This window comes from Salinicola sp. CPA57 (genome assembly GCF_003206035.1).
GTDB lineage: Bacteria > Pseudomonadota > Gammaproteobacteria > Pseudomonadales > Halomonadaceae > Salinicola > Salinicola socius.
Genome location: NZ_PZJR01000003.1, coordinates 154001 through 174112 on the forward strand (window position 1 = coordinate 154001; position 20112 = coordinate 174112).

The 20112-nt window shown below is 62.6% G+C and carries 19 protein-coding genes; 14 read left to right on the forward strand and 5 right to left on the reverse strand.

Annotated elements, in window-relative coordinates:
• Positions 1-196: 196 nt before the first annotated feature.
• Both DOM36_RS03035 and DOM36_RS03040 read right to left on the reverse strand, forming a co-directional pair.
• On the reverse strand, positions 197-742 hold the full coding sequence (locus tag DOM36_RS03035; protein ID WP_075570691.1) for a glycine zipper 2TM domain-containing protein: 546 nt from the start codon (positions 740-742) through the stop codon (positions 197-199).
• Between the two features lie 394 nt (positions 743-1136).
• Positions 1137-2396, reverse strand: a complete 1260-nt coding sequence (locus DOM36_RS03040; protein WP_110641293.1) for a 6-phosphofructokinase — start codon at positions 2394-2396, stop codon at positions 1137-1139.
• Between the two features lie 463 nt (positions 2397-2859).
• Between DOM36_RS03040 and mpl the strand changes: the two genes are divergently transcribed.
• On the forward strand, positions 2860-4227 hold the full coding sequence (gene mpl / locus DOM36_RS03045) for a UDP-N-acetylmuramate:L-alanyl-gamma-D-glutamyl-meso-diaminopimelate ligase (RefSeq protein WP_075570689.1): 1368 nt from the start codon (positions 2860-2862) through the stop codon (positions 4225-4227).
• On the forward strand, positions 4217-4903 hold the full coding sequence (locus tag DOM36_RS03050) for a flavin prenyltransferase UbiX (RefSeq protein WP_083941862.1): 687 nt from the start codon (positions 4217-4219) through the stop codon (positions 4901-4903). The genes mpl and DOM36_RS03050 overlap by 11 nt, the downstream gene beginning before the upstream one ends.
• A 49-nt stretch (positions 4904-4952) precedes the next feature.
• Here the strand turns inward: DOM36_RS03050 and DOM36_RS03055 are convergent, their stop codons facing one another.
• From DOM36_RS03055 to DOM36_RS03065, 3 genes are read right to left on the reverse strand one after another with little or no spacing between them, the layout of a single operon-like run.
• A complete protein-coding gene (locus tag DOM36_RS03055; RefSeq protein ID WP_075570688.1) occupies positions 4953-6359 on the reverse strand; it encodes a bifunctional DedA family/phosphatase PAP2 family protein in 1407 nt (468 codons plus the stop codon).
• Entirely contained in the window at positions 6356-7279 is a 924-nt protein-coding gene (locus DOM36_RS03060) for a diguanylate cyclase (RefSeq protein WP_110641295.1), read from the reverse strand. Before DOM36_RS03060 ends, DOM36_RS03055 begins: the two co-directional genes overlap by 4 nt.
• The gene (locus DOM36_RS03065) at positions 7270-8004 is read right to left on the reverse strand and encodes a hypothetical protein (protein WP_157958549.1); all 735 of its coding nucleotides are present in this window, start codon (positions 8002-8004) and stop codon (positions 7270-7272) included. The genes DOM36_RS03060 and DOM36_RS03065 overlap by 10 nt, the downstream gene beginning before the upstream one ends.
• 302 nt (positions 8005-8306) lie before the next feature.
• On the opposite strand from DOM36_RS03065, the gene DOM36_RS03070 reads away from it, so the two are divergent.
• From DOM36_RS03070 to lipA, 12 genes are all read left to right on the forward strand, one after another.
• Positions 8307-9590: a glutamate-5-semialdehyde dehydrogenase gene (locus DOM36_RS03070; RefSeq protein ID WP_110641299.1), complete on the forward strand. Its 1284-nt coding sequence runs from the start codon at positions 8307-8309 to the stop codon at positions 9588-9590.
• Between the two features lie 31 nt (positions 9591-9621).
• Positions 9622-10278, forward strand: a complete 657-nt coding sequence (gene nadD / locus DOM36_RS03075) for a nicotinate-nucleotide adenylyltransferase (protein WP_232823736.1) — start codon at positions 9622-9624, stop codon at positions 10276-10278.
• Positions 10279-10343: 65 nt separating this feature from the next.
• Positions 10344-10712 (forward strand): ribosome silencing factor, encoded by a 369-nt coding sequence (gene rsfS, locus DOM36_RS03080; protein ID WP_075570683.1) that lies wholly within the window; start codon positions 10344-10346, stop codon positions 10710-10712.
• Positions 10709-11176 carry a 23S rRNA (pseudouridine(1915)-N(3))-methyltransferase RlmH gene (rlmH, locus tag DOM36_RS03085; protein WP_075570682.1) on the forward strand — a complete coding sequence of 156 codons (468 nt, stop codon included), beginning with the start codon at positions 10709-10711 and terminating at the stop codon, positions 11174-11176. Before rsfS ends, rlmH begins: the two co-directional genes overlap by 4 nt.
• A 105-nt stretch (positions 11177-11281) precedes the next feature.
• The gene (mrdA, locus tag DOM36_RS03090; RefSeq protein ID WP_110641303.1) at positions 11282-13177 is read left to right on the forward strand and encodes a penicillin-binding protein 2; all 1896 of its coding nucleotides are present in this window, start codon (positions 11282-11284) and stop codon (positions 13175-13177) included.
• The gene (rodA, locus tag DOM36_RS03095; RefSeq protein WP_110641305.1) at positions 13167-14309 is read left to right on the forward strand and encodes a rod shape-determining protein RodA; all 1143 of its coding nucleotides are present in this window, start codon (positions 13167-13169) and stop codon (positions 14307-14309) included. The genes mrdA and rodA overlap by 11 nt, the downstream gene beginning before the upstream one ends.
• A 35-nt stretch (positions 14310-14344) precedes the next feature.
• A complete protein-coding gene (gene mltB / locus DOM36_RS03100) occupies positions 14345-15376 on the forward strand; it encodes a lytic murein transglycosylase B (RefSeq protein ID WP_110641307.1) in 1032 nt (343 codons plus the stop codon).
• Positions 15373-16452, forward strand: coding sequence for a septal ring lytic transglycosylase RlpA family protein (locus DOM36_RS03105; RefSeq protein WP_110641309.1), 1080 nt, complete (start codon positions 15373-15375; stop codon positions 16450-16452). The genes mltB and DOM36_RS03105 overlap by 4 nt, the downstream gene beginning before the upstream one ends.
• 27 nt (positions 16453-16479) lie before the next feature.
• Positions 16480-17700 (forward strand): D-alanyl-D-alanine carboxypeptidase family protein, encoded by a 1221-nt coding sequence (locus tag DOM36_RS03110; RefSeq protein ID WP_110641311.1) that lies wholly within the window; start codon positions 16480-16482, stop codon positions 17698-17700.
• 378 nt (positions 17701-18078) lie between these two features.
• Complete coding sequence (locus tag DOM36_RS03115) at positions 18079-18366, forward strand: DUF493 domain-containing protein (RefSeq protein ID WP_075570676.1); 288 nt, start codon at positions 18079-18081, stop codon at positions 18364-18366.
• A gap of 5 nt (positions 18367-18371) precedes the next feature.
• Positions 18372-19040, forward strand: coding sequence for a lipoyl(octanoyl) transferase LipB (lipB, locus tag DOM36_RS03120; RefSeq protein ID WP_110641878.1), 669 nt, complete (start codon positions 18372-18374; stop codon positions 19038-19040).
• 35 nt (positions 19041-19075) lie between these two features.
• On the forward strand, positions 19076-20065 hold the full coding sequence (gene lipA / locus DOM36_RS03125; RefSeq protein WP_198651188.1) for a lipoyl synthase: 990 nt from the start codon (positions 19076-19078) through the stop codon (positions 20063-20065).
• Positions 20066-20112: the final 47 nt, after the last annotated feature.

The window sequence follows — 20112 nt, forward strand, 5'->3', positions numbered from 1 at the left end:
GTCGAAGAAAGAGTCGCCAGATTAATATTCGGAAGGGGATCCGGCATTGCTGTCAAAGACGAAGCCCCGAGTCGATGACTCGGGGCTATTTGATTCTCGTCTTTCTGACTCAGCGCTAGTTGACGCTCGAACCGTTGGAAGGCGTCAATCCGCGAATGGCGGCGGTCTTCAACCGAGTTGTTCAAGACCGAGTTGTTCAGGATTGAGAGTCGTCCTGCCATTGCGGTGCTCCGTCGCGCATCAGCACGCGGTCACCCTCCGGTTTGTCATCCAGCTTGGCTTCATGGACCTCGCCATCGTAACGATAGCGGACGTCATAACCGACGGTCTCTTCCTTGCTGTCGTTGACGGTGCTGCAGCGCTTCTCGGTCGTCTGATAGGTGTCGCCCTGTTGCATCTGCTGCTGAACCTGGTTGCCCGCGACGCCGCCGCCCACGGCGCCGGCTGCCGTCATGATCTTCTTGCCGCTGCCGCCACCGAATTGATTGCCGACGACGCCGCCGACGATGGCGCCGATGGCGGTGCCGGCGATGCGATGATCGTCCTTCACCGGGCGCTGATGCGTCACCGTGACATCCTTGCAGACTTCGCGAGGAGAGTTGGAGGTCTGCACGATCGGGTCGACGCTGACGATATCCGCATAACGCGGTCCGCTCTCGGATGATTGATAGGCGCCAACCGCGACGCCACCGGCGATACCCAGTGCGGCGATGATACCGCCAACAATGATCGGTTTCTTCATGGCCCTGCTCCTTCTCTTTACTCGCCGCCGCAAGAGCGACGAGGCGCTGAATCTGACGATTTACCTGAATCCTCGAGATGTGCTTCCCGCGATAGCCGCTTGTGGGCGATTTTCAGGATAAGCCAAGTATAGCCCCGGAACTTTCGCCGAGTAGCGGATCTCGGAGTTGTTGAACACTGTTTTCATTTTGGAGGGAGGGTGTTGCTGAATCGCGACAGGGATGCTGTCGCTGGGCCGTCAGTCTTCCTTGAAATGCGGACGAACGTTCTGAAAAGGTAGGCGAGCGACCGCTTCTGGCGTCGGCACCCGCGATGGCGGTGCCGACGGTGGGAGCGGAGTGTGGCTCGGTTGACAGGCGTCGCGCGAACGCCGCGATGACGCCGGAGTCTGTGGGCTAGAGCTCGAACGGCTGCAGCTTGCGCTCGACCCTGGCTTTGTTCAATTTGGCGACCTTGGGCAGGCCGTTTTCGAATGGGGGGAAATCCTCACCCAGAATCAGCGGTGCGAGGTATCGGCGACCTGCTTCGCTGATATAGAGACCATCTTCGCTGATGTAGTCCCGCGGCATGAATTTTTCGTGGTTGGCGATTTCCGACAGCGGAGCCGGTTCGATCTTCCATTCGTAGGGTGCGTCCGAGATACGCTTGATCGCAGGCATCATCGAATTTTGCCCGGCCAGAGCGAGCTCGACGGCGGCTTCACCCACGGCGTAGGCCTGGTCGACATCCGTCTTGGAAGCAATATGGCGCGCGGCACGCTGTAGATAGTCGGCGACGGCCCAGTGGTATTTGTAGCCCAGGTCTTCCTTGACCATCGATGCCAACATCGGGGCGACGCCGCCCAACTGCTTGTGACCGAAGGCGTCGGTGCTGCCCGAATCGGTCAGGAAGGTGCCGTCCGCGTACTGGGCGCCTTCGGATACCACGAGCACGCAGAAGCCGTGACGTCTGACGGCGTCGTCGATGCGCGCCATGACCTTCTCCCGGTCGAAGGCGATTTCCGGAAAGATGATCAGGTGCGGGGCCTGTTCCGGAGATTCACCGGAGAGTGCACCTGCGGCGGCGATCCAGCCCGCATGACGTCCCATCACCTCGAGAATGAATACCTTGGTGGAGGTCGAGCACATCGATTCGATGTCCAGCGCCGCTTCCCGCGTCGAGGTGGCAACGTACTTGGCGACGCTGCCGAAACCCGGCGAGTTATCGGTGATGGGCAGATCGTTGTCGACGGTCTTGGGTACGTGAATCGCGGTCAGCGGATAGCCCATCGTCTCCGACAGCTGGGAGACCTTGAGGCAGGTATCGGCGCTGTCGCCGCCGCCGTTGTAGAAGAAATAGCGGATGTCGTGGGCCTTGAATACCTCGATCAGGCGTTCGTATTCGGCGCGGTGGGTCTCGATCGACTTGAGCTTGTAGCGACAGGAACCGAAGGCGCCACCGGGCGTATAGCGCAGCGCCGAGACGGCGTCGTCACTCTCCTGGTTGGTATCGATCAGATCTTCCATGAGCGCGCCGATGATGCCGTTGTGCCCGGCATAGAGATGACCGATGCGGTCCGGGTGACGGCGGCAGGCCTCGATCACGCCACAGGCGCTGGCGTTGATGACGGCGGTAACGCCACCGGACTGGGCGTAGAAGGCATTATGCTTGGCCATATCGGCTCTCATCTCCTGATGTTCGGTTATGCTGGCTCACGTCATCGAACTGGCGTGCCCGGGCCGTCGACTGGCGCTGACTTCCTGGACGATATCGCGGTGGCGATAGCCTGTCGGTGAATCACCACCGATGATGAAACCGGGGCCATGGCAACGACGTGGTGCCACCTGGCAAGGATGCCGCAGGTCGCGAATGCGGGCCCAGCATAGCCGAAAGGCGAATGCCTGTTAACACGAGATGCGTGTCTTGACCTCGGTCAATTTTCTGCAACTGTCGGATGAGTCATCGGCTGATGTCTGCCGTGACGCCATGATCGCTGCGGCCGCTAGTCTGCGTTTCGCAGGGGGACTCGTGGGGGGGTGGGCGACGCCGCGGGAGCGTATCGGATGCGGTATCGGGCGAGCCGGTGGCCCGGTTTGCGAGCCCATGCTAGGCTCGCCGGCTCATGCGAGGGAGAGTGGAATGCACGTTCATGTAGTGGGGGTATGCGGGACTTTCATGGGGAGTCTGGCGCGCCTGGCAAAGATGCTGGGCTATCGCGTGACCGGCTCGGACGCCAATGTCTATCCCCCGATGAGCCACCAGCTCGAAGAGATCGGCATCGAGCTGATGGAGGGTTATCGCCCCGAGAATCTCGAGCCGGCTCCCGATCTGGTCATCGTCGGCAATGCGCTTTCGCGCGGCAATCCGGAAATCGAGGCGATGCTGAACGCCAGGCTTGCCTATACTTCCGGGCCGCAATGGCTGGCGGAACATGTGCTGTCGACACGTCGTGTCGTGGCAGTCGCGGGGACGCATGGCAAGACCACCACCGCGAGCATGCTGGCCTGGATACTGGAGGTCGCGGGGCTGGAGCCCGGCTTCCTGATCGGTGGCGTGCTGCGCAATTTCGGATGCTCTTCTCGTCTCGGCGGATCCGGTGCGCCGTTCGTCGTGGAGGCGGACGAGTACGACACCGCGTTCTTCGACAAGCGGTCGAAGTTCGTTCATTACCACCCGGATGTCGCCATTCTCAACAATCTGGAGTTCGACCACGCCGATATCTTTGCCGACCTGGCGGCCATCGAACGCCAGTTTCATCACTTCGTGCGTACGGTGCCGGGCAATGGCGGCCTGGTGGTCGCCGACAGCGAGCCGGCGCTGGAGCGGGTTCTGGCCCAGGGTTGCTGGACGCCGGTACAACGCTTCGGTGAACGTGACGGCAGCGATTGGCGCTTTACCCTCGAGCCGGATGACAGCCGTGCCTTCACGGTGACTTACGGCGGCGAGCGTCACCGGATTCAGTGGGGAATGAGCGGTCGGCACAATGCCGCCAACGGCGTTGCCGCGCTGGCAGCGGCCCATCAGCTTGGCGTGTCGGTGGCGGACGGCTGCCACGCACTCGCGACGTTCGCTGCTCCCAAGCGACGCCAGGAAGTTCGCGGCGAGGTGGCCGGGATCCAGGTGCTCGACGACTTCGCGCACCATCCCACGGCCATTGCGATGACGCTCGAGGGGTTACGCCAGGACCGCCACGGCGGCCGGCTGTTGGCAGTCATCGAGCCCCGTTCCAATACCATGCGCCAAGGCACCATGAAGACACGCCTGGCCGATAGCGTCTCGGTGGCCGATCGGGTCTGGTGGTATCAGCCTCCCGGGCTCGACTGGTCGCTGGACGAAGTTGTCGCCCGCCGTGCGACCAGCCGGGTAGCGAACGATCTCGACACGCTGATCGGGCAGGTCGTCGAGACGGCCGTTTCCGGAGATCGGATCGTGGTCATGTCCAACGGCGGGTTTGGCGGTATTCACGACAAGTTGCTGCAAGCGCTGGAGGGTTTTCATGGCCGCTGACAATGAGTTTCCCGCCCGCCCGAGCCATGCCCAGAGCCATGTCCAGAGCCATGTCCAGAACAACGCTCCAAACTATGCGCCGCCGATCGCCGTGGCGTTGACCGGGGCCTCCGGCGTGCAGTATGGGCTGCGCCTGATCGAATGCCTGATCGGCGCCGGGCACGAGGTCTACGTATTGGTCTCCAAGGCGGCGCATCGGGTGATCGCGGTCGAGACCGATATCGATCTGCCGGCACAGCCGGATCGGCTGGCAAGGGATCTGACGGCGCGGTTCGGCGCCGGCGAGGAGCAGATTCGCTGTTTCGGCCGGGAAGACTGGATGGCGCCGGTGGCCTCCGGATCCGGTAACTGGCAGGCGCTGGTGATCTGTCCGTGCTCGACCGGCACGCTCTCGGCGGTCGCCTGCGGGGCAAGCAACAACCTCATCGAGCGTGCCGCGGATGTCGCGCTCAAGGAGCGTCGGCCGCTGATTCTGGTGCCTCGGGAGACGCCGCTCTCGGCGGTTCATCTCGATAACATGCTCAAGCTGACCCATATGGGCGCTGTCATGCTGCCGGCAGCACCAGGTTTCTACCATCGTCCAGACAGCGTCGAGGCGATGATCGATTTCATCGTGGCCAGAATCCTCAATCAGTTAGGCATTGCCCAGACGTTGATGCCCCGCTGGGGGGCTTAGGCGATGACCCTCGGCGATGGCCCTCTCCCCCGGCGGAGCGCTCGGGAGTTCAGATGGGAGGGAAAAACAGCACGCGTGTCGTCTCCAGCGCCAGCGAGGCGACGCCTAGCCAGATCCACGGCGGCATGTCGCGGTCGGGGCGCTGGAAATGTTGATAGCTGATGCGCGTCAGGGCGCAGACAGTGAGCCCGAGCAGGGCTCCGCCGATCAGATCACTGGCCCAGTGAACGCCGATCACCAACCGGGATATGGCCATGGGCGCGCAGACGAGGATCCCTAGCCAGTACGCATATCCGCGATAGCGCTGCGGCATCACCTGGGCGGCAAACGCTGCCGTCAGCCCGACGACGACCACGATCGTCGACGTATGGGCGCTGGGGTAGGACATCGAGCCGGTCAGGTAGTCCGGGGTGTCCGGCCGTGCCCGACCTGCCAGATCCTTGAATATCGTGTTGCTGACGGCAATGAGAACCAGGGCGCCGGCGATGTGCAGCAGCGCTGCGAAGCGTTTCGCGTACAACAGCCAGAGCAGCCATGGGGCCATGAGTACGCTGATGCCCAGCGCATCGCCGATCTCGGCGAGCGTCTCGCTGGTCCCGACCAGCCAGCTTCGCTGCAGCAGACGAGCGAGCGAGTGGATCTGCGAATCCATGGGTAGTGGCCCATCGTGCATCAGCACCCATATCGTCCAGCCGGTCAAGGCGATCAGGCTGGTCAGCAGCAGTGACACCGACGCCAACGGGAATTCACTTGCCGGCGGCGGTGAGCAAAGCGTGTTCCAGCCCTTGGCCAGCGCAGGGCTTCGAGTCATGCGCGCTTCCAACCAGCGATGCACACGCCCGTCGCTGCTCAGCTGATAACGAATCCACGAGAACAGTAGTCCCAGCGCCAGCAGCGACAGGGAGAGCGTCAGCAGCCAGTGTTCGGCCCCTGCCGGCAGCTGCATCAACTCTTCCCAGGATCGTCCCAGCAGATAACCCGGCAGAAGATAGACCGGAGCCCAGGCCAGAGCGGAAACCAGATTGACGACAACGAAGCGTTTCGTCGGCATCGACAGCATGCCCGCGATCATGGGGATGAACGGGCGTACCGGGCCGACGAAACGACCGATCACGACGGATAGAATACCGTATCGCTGAAAGAACTCATGGCCTCGGCTCAACCAGTCGGGGTGCTGCTTCAGCGGCCACCATCGCGGAATCCGGCTGCGCTGCGTACGGCCCAGCCAGAAGCTGAGGTTGTCGCCGGCGAACGCGCCAAGAATACCGGCTGGCAGCACCAGCCAGAGGGAGATGTCGCCGTGTCCGGCGATCGACGCTGCAGCGCCGAGCAATACCACGCCGGGCACCACGACGCCGATGACGGCGAGGGATTCGATCAGGGCCACCGCGAAGATGATGACCAGGAGGAGCTCCGGGGGCGGGGCGAGAGAGTAAAGCCAGTGCGTGAAATTCAAGCGTGAGGTTCCAGCAGTTTGGTGGCAGCGGCTTCAAGGCGCCGAGCGAAGCGCTCTGCGCTTTCCTGGCTCTGCAGCGTACAGACTCGACTGTAGCTTTCCAGTGCGCCGATTTCAGGATGGGCGACCGCGGTGACCGCATCCGAGAGTCTTTTGGCAGCAGCGACGGCGCCGGGTTCAGCCGTGTTCGGCAGTATCAGCCAAAAAACGTTGGCATGATTCTCGCCGAGGAGGTCGCTTTGACGGCTATTGTCGGACACCACGCTGCTGAAACTGGACAGAAGCACTTCGCGCAGGTGACCGCCGAATTGATCTCCTGCCTGATCCAGTTGAGGGATATAGACGACCAGTACGCTCAATGGCTGGTCGAGCGCGGATGCCCTGGCGATCTCTATTTTCAAGTTCTCGCGAGTACAGGTGGCGGACAGGCGCTTGTCGCGACGCCAGGGCGTCAGCGTGAAGCGCTTCGCATGGGACGATTGATCCAGCAGGACGGTCAGGGCAGCCGCAACCAGCATCAGCCACCAGCCAAACACCAGGTTGAGCGCCGCCAAGCGGCCGTCGCCGATCAGCACCAGCAGTATCGGGACCAGGCAGAACGCCAGTAGAAGGGCCGGGAAGAACGTGAGCAACAGAAAGCTGAGCGTGATCGAGAGCCCCAGCCATAGCATCGGGTTCGCGCTACTCGGTGCCTCGACGGCACAAAGGACCAGCCCGCCGGCCAGCAGCAGATGGTCAGCCACCGATGGGCGAAGGCGCCCCAGCCACTGCAGCGGCAGGGAAATCAGCAGTGCGATCGCCAGCAGGGTCGGCGGGAGTATCAAGTCGTAGTGGCGCATCAGGTGTTCCCACAGCGCGAGACCCACCAGCAATGCCAGCGTGAGTAGTTGTGCGATCAGCTTGTAACGACTCAGTGCCAAGAGTGCATCTCCGCCATGCGCGTGGACGATTTGCCGTGGTAACGGGTGAAACGATCGCCGATTTCCGTCAGTGGCGTCGACGAGACCTCGCGATGAGGAGCGATAGCGTATCCCAGCTGTTGGCGGCGTTGCTGGGCGACCTCGGCATTGGGCGCCACGAGAATCACGGCAACGCCATAGTCATTGAGTCGGTAGGCCCGTTCGTAGAGCGCCAACTGCTCTTGCAGATAGCGACAGAGCTGATCCATATCGGCCGTGGTCGAGTGGGCGCAGCCGAAAACCACCACCTCTCCATGCAGCCGTTCTCGCTCCGAGCGCTTGAGTTCACGCTGAATGTCGGCATCCAGTTGCGCCGGCGGGAGCAGCCAATCGGACTTCGCCGATGCCGGTGTCGTGGCCGACAGCCGTTGTCGCTCCAGGCACAGTAGCCAGACCACCGCCAGTGAAAGACTGGCAACGATGGTGGTCGGCAAGGGCAGCGTCCAGGCCATGTAGATGACGCATGTTGCATAGACCGCCACGTTGACTATCGCGCCGCCGCGGCCCGCCAGGCCCAGCAGGCATAGCGGCAACGCCCAGATCCAGAGATGGGTGTTGGCATGGTCGATCGCGAGCATGGCAACGCACAGAACCGTGATCACGACGGGAAACCACTGCGCGAGACGCGTGGGGCGAGCCAGCAGCAAGGCAAAGAGGGCGCCACTGACCCAAGCCGCTACTCTCACGGCGTCCTCGGCTAGCCCGCCCGCCACCAGAGCGAACAGCAAGATAAGCGCCAGAAGCGTTTTGGAGCCGGGGCTTTTGTACTTGCTTTGCATGGTGGCTTATATTGGACCGATTGCGGATGGCGTGTGCGATTCGTGTTTCACTATCGCATGGGCCGGGACTGAGCGTATAGCGCGATTAACGATAAAGGACAGCGCGTTATCGTGCCCTTGGCATCGAGCTTTCTCGCTATCGAGACGTTCGGCAGCCCGACGTCGGACGCCACCCGTTGCGGATCATCATCGAGAGGGGATAGTACACCATGCAGCAGACGGCGACCTCTCGGGTCGAGGATATCACCCACTACATGCAGGCGCTGGGGCAGCGTGCGCGTGACGCCAGTGCTGCACTGCGCCGGGTCGACAGTGGGCGCAAGAACGCTGCGCTCGAGGCGATCGTGGCGCGCTTGGACGCGGCCCGCCCGAACCTGGCAGCGGCCAACCGGGAAGACTTGCAGCGCGGGCGAGACCACGGGCTGAGCGAGGCGCTGCTGGATCGTCTGGCGCTGACCAAGGAGCGAGTCGACGCCATGATTGCCGGGGTTCGTCAGGTCGCGGCGCTGCCCGATCCCGTCGGCCAGATCGACGGGCTGAGCTACCGACCCAGCGGTATCCAGGTCGGCCAGATGCGGGTGCCGCTGGGGGTGATCGGTATCATTTACGAATCCCGTCCCAATGTGACCGTCGAGGCGGCGAGTCTGTGCCTGAAATCCGGCAATGCCTGCATCCTTCGGGGCGGTTCCGAGGCGACAGCCAGCAATGCCGCGATCGCCGAATGCATTCGCATGGGGCTCGAGGATGCCGGCTTGCCCGCGAGTGCGGTGCAGGTGGTGGCAACGACCGATCGCGCCGCGGTGGGCGCGTTGATCACCATGCCGCAGTTCGTGGATGTCATCATTCCGCGCGGCGGCAAGTCGCTGATCGCCCGTATCGCCGCTGATGCCACGGTGCCGGTCATCAAGCACCTCGATGGTATCTGCCATGTCTATATCGATGCCGCCGCGGATATCGCCAAGGCGGTGGCGATCGCCGACAACGCCAAGACTCAGCGCTATTCGCCCTGCAATACGATGGAGACGCTGCTGGTGCACGTCGATATCGCGGCGCAGGTGCTGCCGTCGCTGGCCGCGATCTATCGGCACAAGGGCGTCGAGATGCGCTGCTGCCCGCGAACCCGAGAGTGGATCGAGGATGCCGTCGAGGCATCGGACGCGGACTGGTCGACAGAATATCTGGCGCCGATCCTGGCGATTCGAATCGTCGACGATTTCGATCGGGCGATCGAACACATCAACACTTATGGATCCCAGCATACCGACGCGATCGTGACCGAGAATCTCACCCTCGCCAGACGATTTCTGGCCGAGGTGGATTCAAGCTCGGTGATCGTCAATGCGTCGACGCGTTTCGCCGATGGGTTCGAATACGGCCTGGGAGCCGAGATCGGCATCTCCACCAACAAGCTGCATGCTCGTGGCCCGGTTGGCCTGGAGGGGCTGACGACCCGGAAGTACGTCGTTTTCGGCGACGGCCATGTGCGGGGTTGACGTGCGAGACTCCTCCTTTGCGCGTATTGCCATGCTGGGTGGCACTTTCGACCCGGTTCACCTGGGGCATCTGCGCAGTGCCGTCGAGCTGGGCGAGGCGCTGGCTCTGGACGCGGTGCACATGATTCCGGCTCACGTGCCGCCTCATCGCAAGGCGCCGGGCATCTCCGCCGAACATCGTCTGGCGATGCTGGAGGCCGGCATCGGTGGCACGCCGGGGTTGCTAGCAGATGATCGCGAGGTGCGTCGTCCGGGCCACTCCTACTCTGTCGACACCTTGGCGTCGTTGCGCCAGGAGTGGGGCGACGAGGCGCGGCTGGTCATGGCGGTCGGGCACGACGCGTTCCTGGGCCTGCCCGACTGGCACCAGCGTGAGCGCCTGCTGACGCTTGCCCATATCGTGGTGATCGATCGCCCGGATCACGAGGCACCGCTGGAACCGCTATTGGCATCACTGATCGAGGGTCGGGAAGTGGATTCGGTCGCGTCGCTGATGGCGGCGCCGGCCGGAAGCTTGCTGCGGCTGCGTCTGCCCAGCCGCATGGCGATCGCGGCCACCGCAGTGCGTCGGCGTCTGCAACAAGGACTCAGCGTGCGCTACCTGATTCCTGAAGCCGTCGAGCGTTACATTGCCGTCCACGGCCTCTATCGAGAGCCCGGGGCTGGCGTTCGGGGGTTATCCGAGTAAAATGCGCGTCTCCCGGATTCCGGGAGACGCGATTCCCCATCCGAGGGGCTATATGACGAGGAGCTATGCAGACAGATACGCTTAAATCATTGGTGGTCGAGGCGCTGGAAGAGCTCAAGGCGCGCGACGTCGTCGAGCTGGATGTCGCCGAGTTGACCAGCGTCACCGATGTCATGGTGGTCGCCAGCGGTACGTCATCGCGGCATGTTTCTGCGCTGGCGGAAAACGTGGTGGAGAAGGTCAAAGAAGCGGGCCTGCGGCCGCTGGGTGTCGAAGGGCAGCAGAGCGGAGAATGGGTGCTGGTGGACCTGGGCGATGTCATTGCGCATGTGATGATGCCGGAAACTCGCCAGCTCTACGATCTCGAGCGCCTGTGGGCCGACTTGCCCTCGGATTCGCAACGGGAAGCGGATCGGCAAGAGCTCCGCGGGTGAAAATTCGGCTGCTGGCGGTCGGCTCGCGCATGCCGGCGTGGGTCGAGGCTGGCGTCGATGAGTACCGCAAGCGACTGCCGCGGGAGATGCCGTTCGAGATCATCGAGATCCCGGCCGGTTCTCGCGGCAAGAACGCCGACGTGGCGCGGGCGGTCCAGGCCGAGGGTGATCGGATGCTGGAGAAACTGCGCGATCAGGAACGTATCGTGGCACTCGAGGTCAAAGGGGCGGCCTGGACGACCGAGCAGCTCTCCCGGCAGCTGGATTCCTGGCGCCTGGAAGGGCAGGACATCGCACTGGTTGTCGGAGGGCCTGACGGTCTCGATCCCCGAGTCGTTGCTCGTGCTCGACAGTCCTGGTCGCTATCCGCCTTGACGCTACCGCACCCGCTGGTGCGGGTCGTGCTGGCAGAACAGCTCTATCGCGCCTGGACATTGCTCGCAGGACATCCGTATCACCGCTGAGCCAGAGAGTCAGTCGCTTGTTTCCATTTGACGCCACCGAAAGCGATGCCATCGGACGTCGTGACGGCTCGCAGCCGGTCATCGACATGAATCGCCGTTCTCCTCATGCGTAAACGTCGGGAAAACGTCAAGAATCACGAGCGTGAAGTTCGTGTCTTTCGTCATCGTTCGCTGGTTGCCGCACTGATCATTGTGCTGATGGCAGGGGCGATCGTCTCGCGCCTGGTCTACCTGCAGGTCATCGAGCACGACGTTTTCATCACCCGCTCCGACAACAACCGCATGCGAGTGGAGCCGCTCCCTCCGCGTCGCGGCCTGATCTACGACCGACACGGCAAGCTGCTGGCGGAAAACCGTCCCACCTACAATCTCACCATCGTGCGCGAACGCGTCGACGATCTCGACACCACGCTGCAGCGCCTGGTGGACATCCTGGATCTGCCGGAGGATGAGGTCGAGACTTTTCGCGAGCGCTCGCGTCAGCGGCAGAGGCCGTATCAGCCGGCGCTGTTGATCAGCGATCTGACCGAAGATCAGATTGCCCGGCTGGCAGTGAACCGCTATCTGCTCAGTGGGGTCGAGGTCGAGGCGCAGCTGATGCGTTATTACCCCGACCCCATCGTGATGTCACACGTTCTGGGCTACGTCGGGCGGATCAACGCGGAGGAGCTGGCCGACCTCGATCCGGGCAACTATGCCGGGACCCATTTCATCGGCAAGACCGGCATCGAATACACCTACGAAGATGCGCTCCATGGCAAGGCCGGCCTGCGCAAGGTCGAAACCAATGCGCGTGGCAGGGTCCTGCGCGAACTGGAGCGAAGCCCGGCCGTGCCGGGCAAGGACATCACGCTGACCATCGATAGTCGCCTGCAGCATATGGCATACGATCTGCTGGGAGGGCGGCGCGGCGCTATCGTGGCGATCCAGCCCAAGACGGGCGACATCCTGGCGATGGTCTCGGCGCCGGGCTTCGATATCAACAAGTTCGTCACCGGAATTTCCTACAAGGACTATCGTGCCCTGCAGGAAAATCTCGATCTGCCGCTGTATAACCGTGCGGTGCGAGGCCAGTATCCGCCGGGGTCCACCGTCAAACCGTTCGAAGCGCTGGCTGCGCTGCAGGATGGGGTGGTCAAGCCCGATGACATCATCTACGACCCGGGCTATTTCCAGCTGCCCAACGATACCCGGCGTTACCACAACTGGCTGCGCTGGGGCCATGGCCGTGTCGACCTCGAGCGCGCGCTGGAGGTCTCCAATAACACCTACTTCTATACCATGGCCTATCGCCTGGGCATCGATCGGCTATCCGCCTTCATGCACCAGTTCGGCTTCGGCGAGGTCACTTCACTGGACGTTCAGGGCGCCTTGCCGGGCTTGATGCCCTCCCGTGAATGGAAGCGCGAGAAGTACAACCAGGTGTGGTATCCCGGTGAAACGCTTTCCGCGGGAATCGGTCAGGGTTACTTCATGGCGACGCCGCTTCAACTCGCGGCTGCCACGGCGACGTTGGCCAATCACGGTCACTGGGTGCGACCCCACCTGGCCAAGCGCGTGGGCGATGAAGCCATCGAGCCGCCGTTTGCGGATACCAAGCCGGACGTGGAACTCGACAAGGCGCGCTGGTGGCAGGACGTCTACAAGGGCATGGAGGCGGTGCTCAACGGTTCCGAAGGGACTGCCCGCAAGGTCGGTGCAGGCATGCAGTACCAGATGGCGGCGAAGACCGGCACGGCTCAGGTCTTTTCACTGGGGCAGAACCAGAAGTATGACGCCGATGAACTGACCGAGCGTCTTCGCGACCACGCGCTATTCATCGGCTTTGCTCCGGTCGATGACCCCCAGATCGCGATCGCTGTCATCGTCGAGAACGCCGGCGGTGGCGTATCCGGGCTGGGTCGCGAACTCACCGATGCCTGGCTGTTGCCGGATAGCGAACTCAAGGATCCGCCGGACACGACGGTCAACGAAGAAATCGAGAGTATCGATGGCGACTGATTTTCAACGCGTAGCACCGGGAAACCATCGTGCACGAGTGGGCCGGAAGCGCTCGTTGTGGCTGCGAGTGCACCTCGATCCGTGGCTGTTGTCGATCCTGTTGCTGCTGATCTCGTTCGGGCTGGTGGTGCTCTACAGCGCCAGTGGCATGTCCGCTTCGACGACGATGGCGCAGGCCTCGCGCATGGGTGTGGCATTGCTGGGCGCGATCGTCATCGCGCAGTTCTCGCCCGGGACGTTGTTTCGATGGACGCCGGTGGCCTACGGCGCCGGTCTGTTGATGCTGATCGCCGTCGAGATCATGGGGGATATCGGTATGGGGGCTCAGCGTTGGCTGGAAATCGGTCCGCTACGGTTCCAGCCTTCCGAGTTGATGAAGATCGCCATGCCGATGATGCTGGCGGCTTATTTTCATCGGCGGCCGTTGCCACCGACCTGGCGCGATCTGATCGTCTGTGCGGTGATCGTCGGCGTCCCGGTGCTGTTGATCGCTCGTCAGCCTGACCTGGGCACCTCGCTGCTGGTCACCTGTGCGGCAGTGTTCGTGATCCTGCTGGCGGGGCTTTCGTGGAAGTTCATCCTGGCGCTGGTCGCCCTGGCGGGGGGCGCTGCGCCCCTGCTGTGGATCAACATGCATGACTACCAGCGGCAGCGAGTCCTGACCTTTCTCAATCCGGAGAGCGACCCCCTCGGCGCCGGCTGGAACATCATCCAGTCCAAGACGGCGATCGGCAGTGGCGGGCTGGAAGGCAAGGGGTGGGGGTTGGGCACGCAGTCTCAGCTCGAGTTTCTGCCCGAGCGTCATACCGACTTCATCGTCGCCGTGCTGGGTGAAGAGTTCGGTCTGATCGGCATGAGCACGATTCTGGTGCTGTATCTGCTGCTGGTCTCGCGCGGTCTGGTGATGGCCAACAATGCCCAGGACACCTATGGACGCTTGCTGGCGGGCAGTATCGTGCTGACGTTCTTCATCTATGTTTTCGTGAATATCGGCATGGTTACCGGCATTCTGCCGGTCGTCGGCGTGCCGTTGCCGCTGGTCAGCTATGGCGGGACCTCCAGCGTGACCTTGATGGCCGGGTTCGGTATTCTCATGTCGATTCACACGCACCGGCGTCTGTTGACACACTGACGCTGGAAGAGCCGCAAGCAGGGAGTCAGTCGCGCATGCCGTTGCGTTGGAGACGAGAACGTCGATTTAGCATCAGTCTGCTGTTGGTAAGTCTGCTGGGCATGGCAAGCGCAGTGGCGCAGGCCGAGGAAAACTTCGATCCGGCCACCCACCCCGACGTCGGGGCAATGCTGGAAGGGTTATCGCAGCAGGGATTGCCGAGACAGAAGCTCGAGGCCGCGATGCAGGCGGCGCAGTACCGCCCCCAGGTGCTGAAGGCGATGAATCATGCGGCGGAACGCCGGCTGCGATGGGATGAGTATCGCGACATTTTCATCCAGCCCGAGCGCATTCGTCAGGGCGTCGCCTTTCTCAAATCGCATCACGAGGCGTTGGCCCGGGCCGAAAAAGTCTACGGCGTGCCGCCGGAGATCGTGGTGGCGATCCTGGGTGTCGAAACCCAGTATGGTCAGCACAAGGGCACGCACCGCGTACTGGATTCCCTCTCGACGCTGGCCTTTCATCACCCATCCCGGGGCACATTCTTCCGCGGCGAACTCGAGGCCTTTCTCGAGATCACGCTGGGCCAGGGCGTCGATCCCGCCACGCTATATGGATCCTACGCAGGGGCGATGGGATATCCGCAGTTCATTCCGACGAGCTATCAGGCCTATGCGGTGGATTTCGATTTCGATGGCCTGAAGGATCTGTGGAACAACCCGGTCGATGCCATCGGCAGTATCGCCAATTACTTCGGCGAGCATGGCTGGCGCCGCCACCAGGCGGTTCTGGTCGAAGCCAGTGGTCCTGAGGTGCTGCCATCTTCGATCGGCTTCAATCGTACCGAGCCGCCGGATACCTCGGTCACCACGCTCGAGCAAGCGGGTATCGAGCCGACGGCGGGACGTCTGCAGCCGGGCGACAAGGTCGTCCCGTTGGCCCTGGATTTCGCCGACGGACACGTCCGCTATGTGCTGGGTCTCGACAACTTCTATGTCATCACGCGCTACAACCACAGTCATCTTTACGCCATGGCAGTGGCGACCCTGGCGCAACGTATCCAGACGGCGATGAGCGAGGGCGCATGACGAGGTGGTCCCGGAGAGGGCGCTGGCTTGTCGCCTCGACGCTGGTGTCGTTTGTGCTGGCACTGCTGGCCGGGTGCGCTGGCGGGGGCGGTTCCGGAGGCGGTAGCGGCCGTTACGCGATGGATCAGGACGCCTACCCGGATACGCCCGAGGATGTCGCCAACGTGCCGGATGCCGTGCCGAGGGTCGAGCCTCGCTCCAGGAGCGGCAATCGCTCGACGTATACCGTCTGGGGCAAGACCTATCACGTGCTCGACGATCCCTCGGGCTATTCGGCGGAAGGTCGGGCTTCCTGGTATGGGGTCAAGTTCCAGGGTTACGACACTGCCAACGGCGAAACCTACGACATGTACAAGATGTCGGCGGCGCATCGCTCGCTGCCGTTACCGACCTATGCGCGAGTCACCAATCTCGACAACGGACGCAAGGTCATCGTGCGCGTGAACGACCGGGGCCCGTTTCACAGCGATCGGCTGATCGATCTTTCCTATGCGGCAGCTGCGCGGCTGGGGATTCTCAAGGGCGGGACGGGACGGGTGAAAGTCGAGGCCATCGATCCGGTGGTCTGGGCTCGTACGCATGGCCAGTCGAATGGCGAGCGACCACGCGCTGACCAGGATACTGTCGCCTCCCGAGCCACAGCGAGCCCATCGGTACCTGCCCGGACGTCGCTTCGTCAGCCCGTCGTTTCGAGGGCAAGCGGCACGGACGCCGGTTCGAGCATCGACTACCAGACGAGCATCGATCCCGTTCTCGCGGCGGCGAATGCGGACGCTACCGAGTCGGCACCGTCGCCGTCGCCTGGCGATGATGTCTCCCCGCTGGCCCCGGGACCATCGTCGACGGCGGGGCAGCGCTACGTGCAGGTGGCCGCGCTGGGCTCTCAGTCCGGAGCGGAAGCGTTGAAAAGCCGCCTGCAAGACTTGCTGTCGCAGCCGGTTCGCATTGACAATGCGTCCCCTCTCTATCGTGTCCAGGTCGGGCCCATCAATGACCTGGCATCGCTCGAATCCATCAGGGCTACCCTGCGCGACGCCGGCTACGGCCAGACGTTCCTGGTAGCGCCCACTCAGTAACCCTCGTCCAGTGAGAACCCGACTGTCATGAAAGCGTTGTTCACTTCATCTGTTTCACGCCTGGTTATCTCGGCGTCATTATGCCTGGGGCTGCTTTCCTCTCCAGTCAGCGCCCAGCAGCCCACGCCCGATAGCCAGATGTCGGCGAGCAATCCGGAGCCGGGCCAGCTGATTCCGTCGCCGCCGGATCTGGCGGCGTCGTCCTGGGTGCTGATGGACGCTTCCACCGGTCAGCTGCTGGTGAATCACGACGGTGATCAGCGATTGCCGCCGGCGAGCCTGACCAAGATGATGACGGCGTATATCGTCGAGCAGGAGATCGACGGTGGCAGTATTTCCGATACCGATATGGTCAGCATCAGCGAAAATGCCTGGCGGACCGGCGGCTCACGCATGTTCATTCAGGAAGGCACCCAGGTCAGCGTCGAAAACCTGTTGCGGGGCGTGGTGGTGCAATCCGGCAACGATGCCAGCGTGGCCTTGTCGGAGTATGTGGCCGGAAGCGAGTCGGCCTTCGCGGATCTGATGAATCAGCAGGCCCAGCGTCTGGGCATGAAGAACAGCCACTTCATGAATCCGACCGGGCTGCCGCACGACGATCATTACTCTTCCGCCCACGACCTGGCGATTCTCGCGCGCCATATCATCACGGACTTCCCGGACCACTATCAGGTCTACTCCGAGAAATATTTCACCTACAACGACATTCGCCAGCCCAACCGCAATCGTCTGTTGTGGCGCGACCCGGACGTGGACGGTTTGAAGACCGGCCATACCGAAGCCGCCGGATTCTGCCTGGTGGCCTCGGCCAAGAAGCAGGATACTCGATTGATCGCCGTGGTCATGGGCACCAACTCCGACGAGGCCCGGGCCGCGGAAACCCAGCGTCTGCTCAACTACGGCTTCCGTTTCTTCCAGACCCGCAAACTCTACGATGCCGGCTCCGTGCTCAACGAAGCGCGCGTCTGGGGCGGCGCAAGCGATACGGTTCGCCTTGGCGTCCAGAACGAGGTCAGCATGACCGTTCCGCGGGGCAGCGCCGATAACCTGACTGCCCGTCTCAATCTGCCGGAAACCTTGCATGCGCCGATCAAGGCGGGCCAGCAGGTCGGCACCCTGGAGATCAAGTCCGGAAATGAAGTGCTGGGCCAGGAGCCGCTGGTAGCGCTGGAAGGCGTCGAAGAGGGTGGTATCTTCAAGCGCCTGTGGGACTCCGTCGTTCTGTTCGTGACCGGTCTGTTCGATTGAGCCGGCTGCCTGGGTCGAAAAGACTGAGGCGACGAGACACCTCAGCGACGAGACCTAGGCGAAGGGGCTGTCTCGAAGGTCAATCTCGAACACCGAGACGATTCGGCTGAGAGCGATCCTTCGAGCCGGTTCCATCGAATGGCGATCGGGCGCCGCCGACAAGGCGGCGCCTTTTCCGTGAGCTGCTCGGCTAGAGCGGAATGCGGTGCCGGGGAAACGGCTTGTGCAGAGGGCTCGCGGTCGGCTCCGGTTGGTGCCAGGGGGGATGTTGAGTAGAATGGTCGGAAATGACTTTCAGCGCCTGATGTCATCATGCAGATGACCCTTGTGCCCTGACTCCGATAACGACAGTGCCACGACTCAGATAGCGACAGTGCCATGACCCAGACACCCAACGATGTTGACCTGCCTCGACCGAAGGTCGAGTTTCCCTGCGATTATCCGATTCGTGTGGTGGGTGACGCTGCCGAGGATTTCGTCGCCGCCGTCAGCGAAGTGATCGAGCAACATGCTCCCGGTTTCGATCCGGCATCGATCAAGCTGTCCGATAGCCGCAACGGCCGTTTTCAGTCGATCCGGGTGGTGATTCACGCCACGGGAGAGGCGCAGTTGAGTGCGCTGTTTCAGGATCTGAAAGCGACCGGCCGCGTTCACATGGTGCTTTGACGTCGATGTCCGCGCTGCAACTCTATCGCCTGGGACGACAGCCATATCTACCGGTGTGGCGGGCGATGTCGCAGTTCACCGATACGCGCGACGCCGCTGCGCCGGACCAGCTTTGGCTGGTCGAGCATGATCCGGTTTTCACGCAGGGACGCGCCGGCAAGCCGGAGCACCTGTTGATGCCTGGAGACATCCCGGTGATCGAAAGCGATCGTGGTGGACAGATAACCTACCATGGTCCGGGTCAGATCGTGCTCTATCCGCTGCTCGATGTGCGAAGGCGAGGGTTGGGCGTCCGGGAACTGGTCACGCTGCTCGAGACTGCCGTCGTCGATCTGCTGGCATATCACGACGTGGACGCGCGGGCGCGGCCAGATGCGCCCGGTGTCTACGTCGGCGACGACAAGATCGCATCGCTGGGTCTGCGGATTCGACGAGGCTGCAGTTTCCACGGCGTCGCGCTCAACCTCGATATGGATCTGTCACCGTTCGCGCGAATCAACCCGTGCGGCTATGCCGGACTGAAGATGACTCAGCTGCGTGACCATGTCGCCGAGCCGGTATCATGGGTCACCGAAGCCGATAGACTGGCAGACTGCCTGGCAAGGCGACTGTCCACGATGCTGCTCGCGCAATCCGGCTGGCCGCAAGCTTTTGAACCGGTAGCGACTGCTTAGCTATCGGCGTTTCACGACCTATCAGGAAGGGACCTATGACCGAGACGACCGTCATGCCAACGCCCGAGACCAAGAAGCCGGCGCGCGCCGAGCGCGGTGTCAAACTGCGCGGTGCCGAAAAGGTCTCCCGGATTCCCGTCAAGGTCATTCCGACCGAAACGTTGCCGAAGAAACCGGACTGGTTGCGAGTCAGAATGCCGGTCTCGCCCAAGATCACCCATATCAAGCAGACTCTGCGCAAGCATGGACTGCACACCGTCTGCGAAGAAGCGTCCTGCCCGAATCTGGGTGAATGTTTCAGCGGGGGCACGGCGACCTTCATGATCATGGGGGACATCTGCACTCGTCGTTGCCCCTTCTGCGATGTCGCCCACGGTCGTCCCAATTCGCTCAACGAGAATGAACCTCGCGAGCTGGCGGAAGCGATTGCCGAGATGCGGCTCAATTACGTCGTGGTGACGTCGGTGGATCGTGATGATCTGCGCGACGGCGGGGCGCAGCATTTCGCCAACTGCATCCGCGAAATTCGACGTGACAGCCCGGAAATCGAAATCGAGGTCCTGGTCCCGGATTTTCGCGGACGGATGCAGGTCGCCCTCGACATCATGGAAGGCGAGGCGCCGGACGTCTTCAATCACAATCTGGAAACGGTCCCGTCGCTTTACCGCAAGGTTCGGCCCGGCGCCGACTACCAGTGGTCTCTGGATCTGCTGAAAGGTTACAAGACGCGCCGCCCGGAAGTGATGACCAAATCGGGTCTGATGCTCGGGGTCGGAGAGACCGACGAGCAGGTGATCGAGGTCATGCGCGACTTGCGGGCCCACGATGTCGATATGCTGACACTGGGCCAGTACATGCAGCCTTCCCGCAATCACCTGCCGGTCGATCGTTGGGTGCACCCCAGTACCTTCGACTGGTTTGCCGAGCAGGGCAGGGCGATGGGCTTCAAGCACGTGGCATCCGGGCCGTTGGTGCGCTCGTCCTACCACGCCGACAAGCAGGCGCATGGGGTCGAGGTGAAGTAGATCTGCCTCGTCAGGAGGATCTGGACGGGCTTGCCAGTACGCCGGCA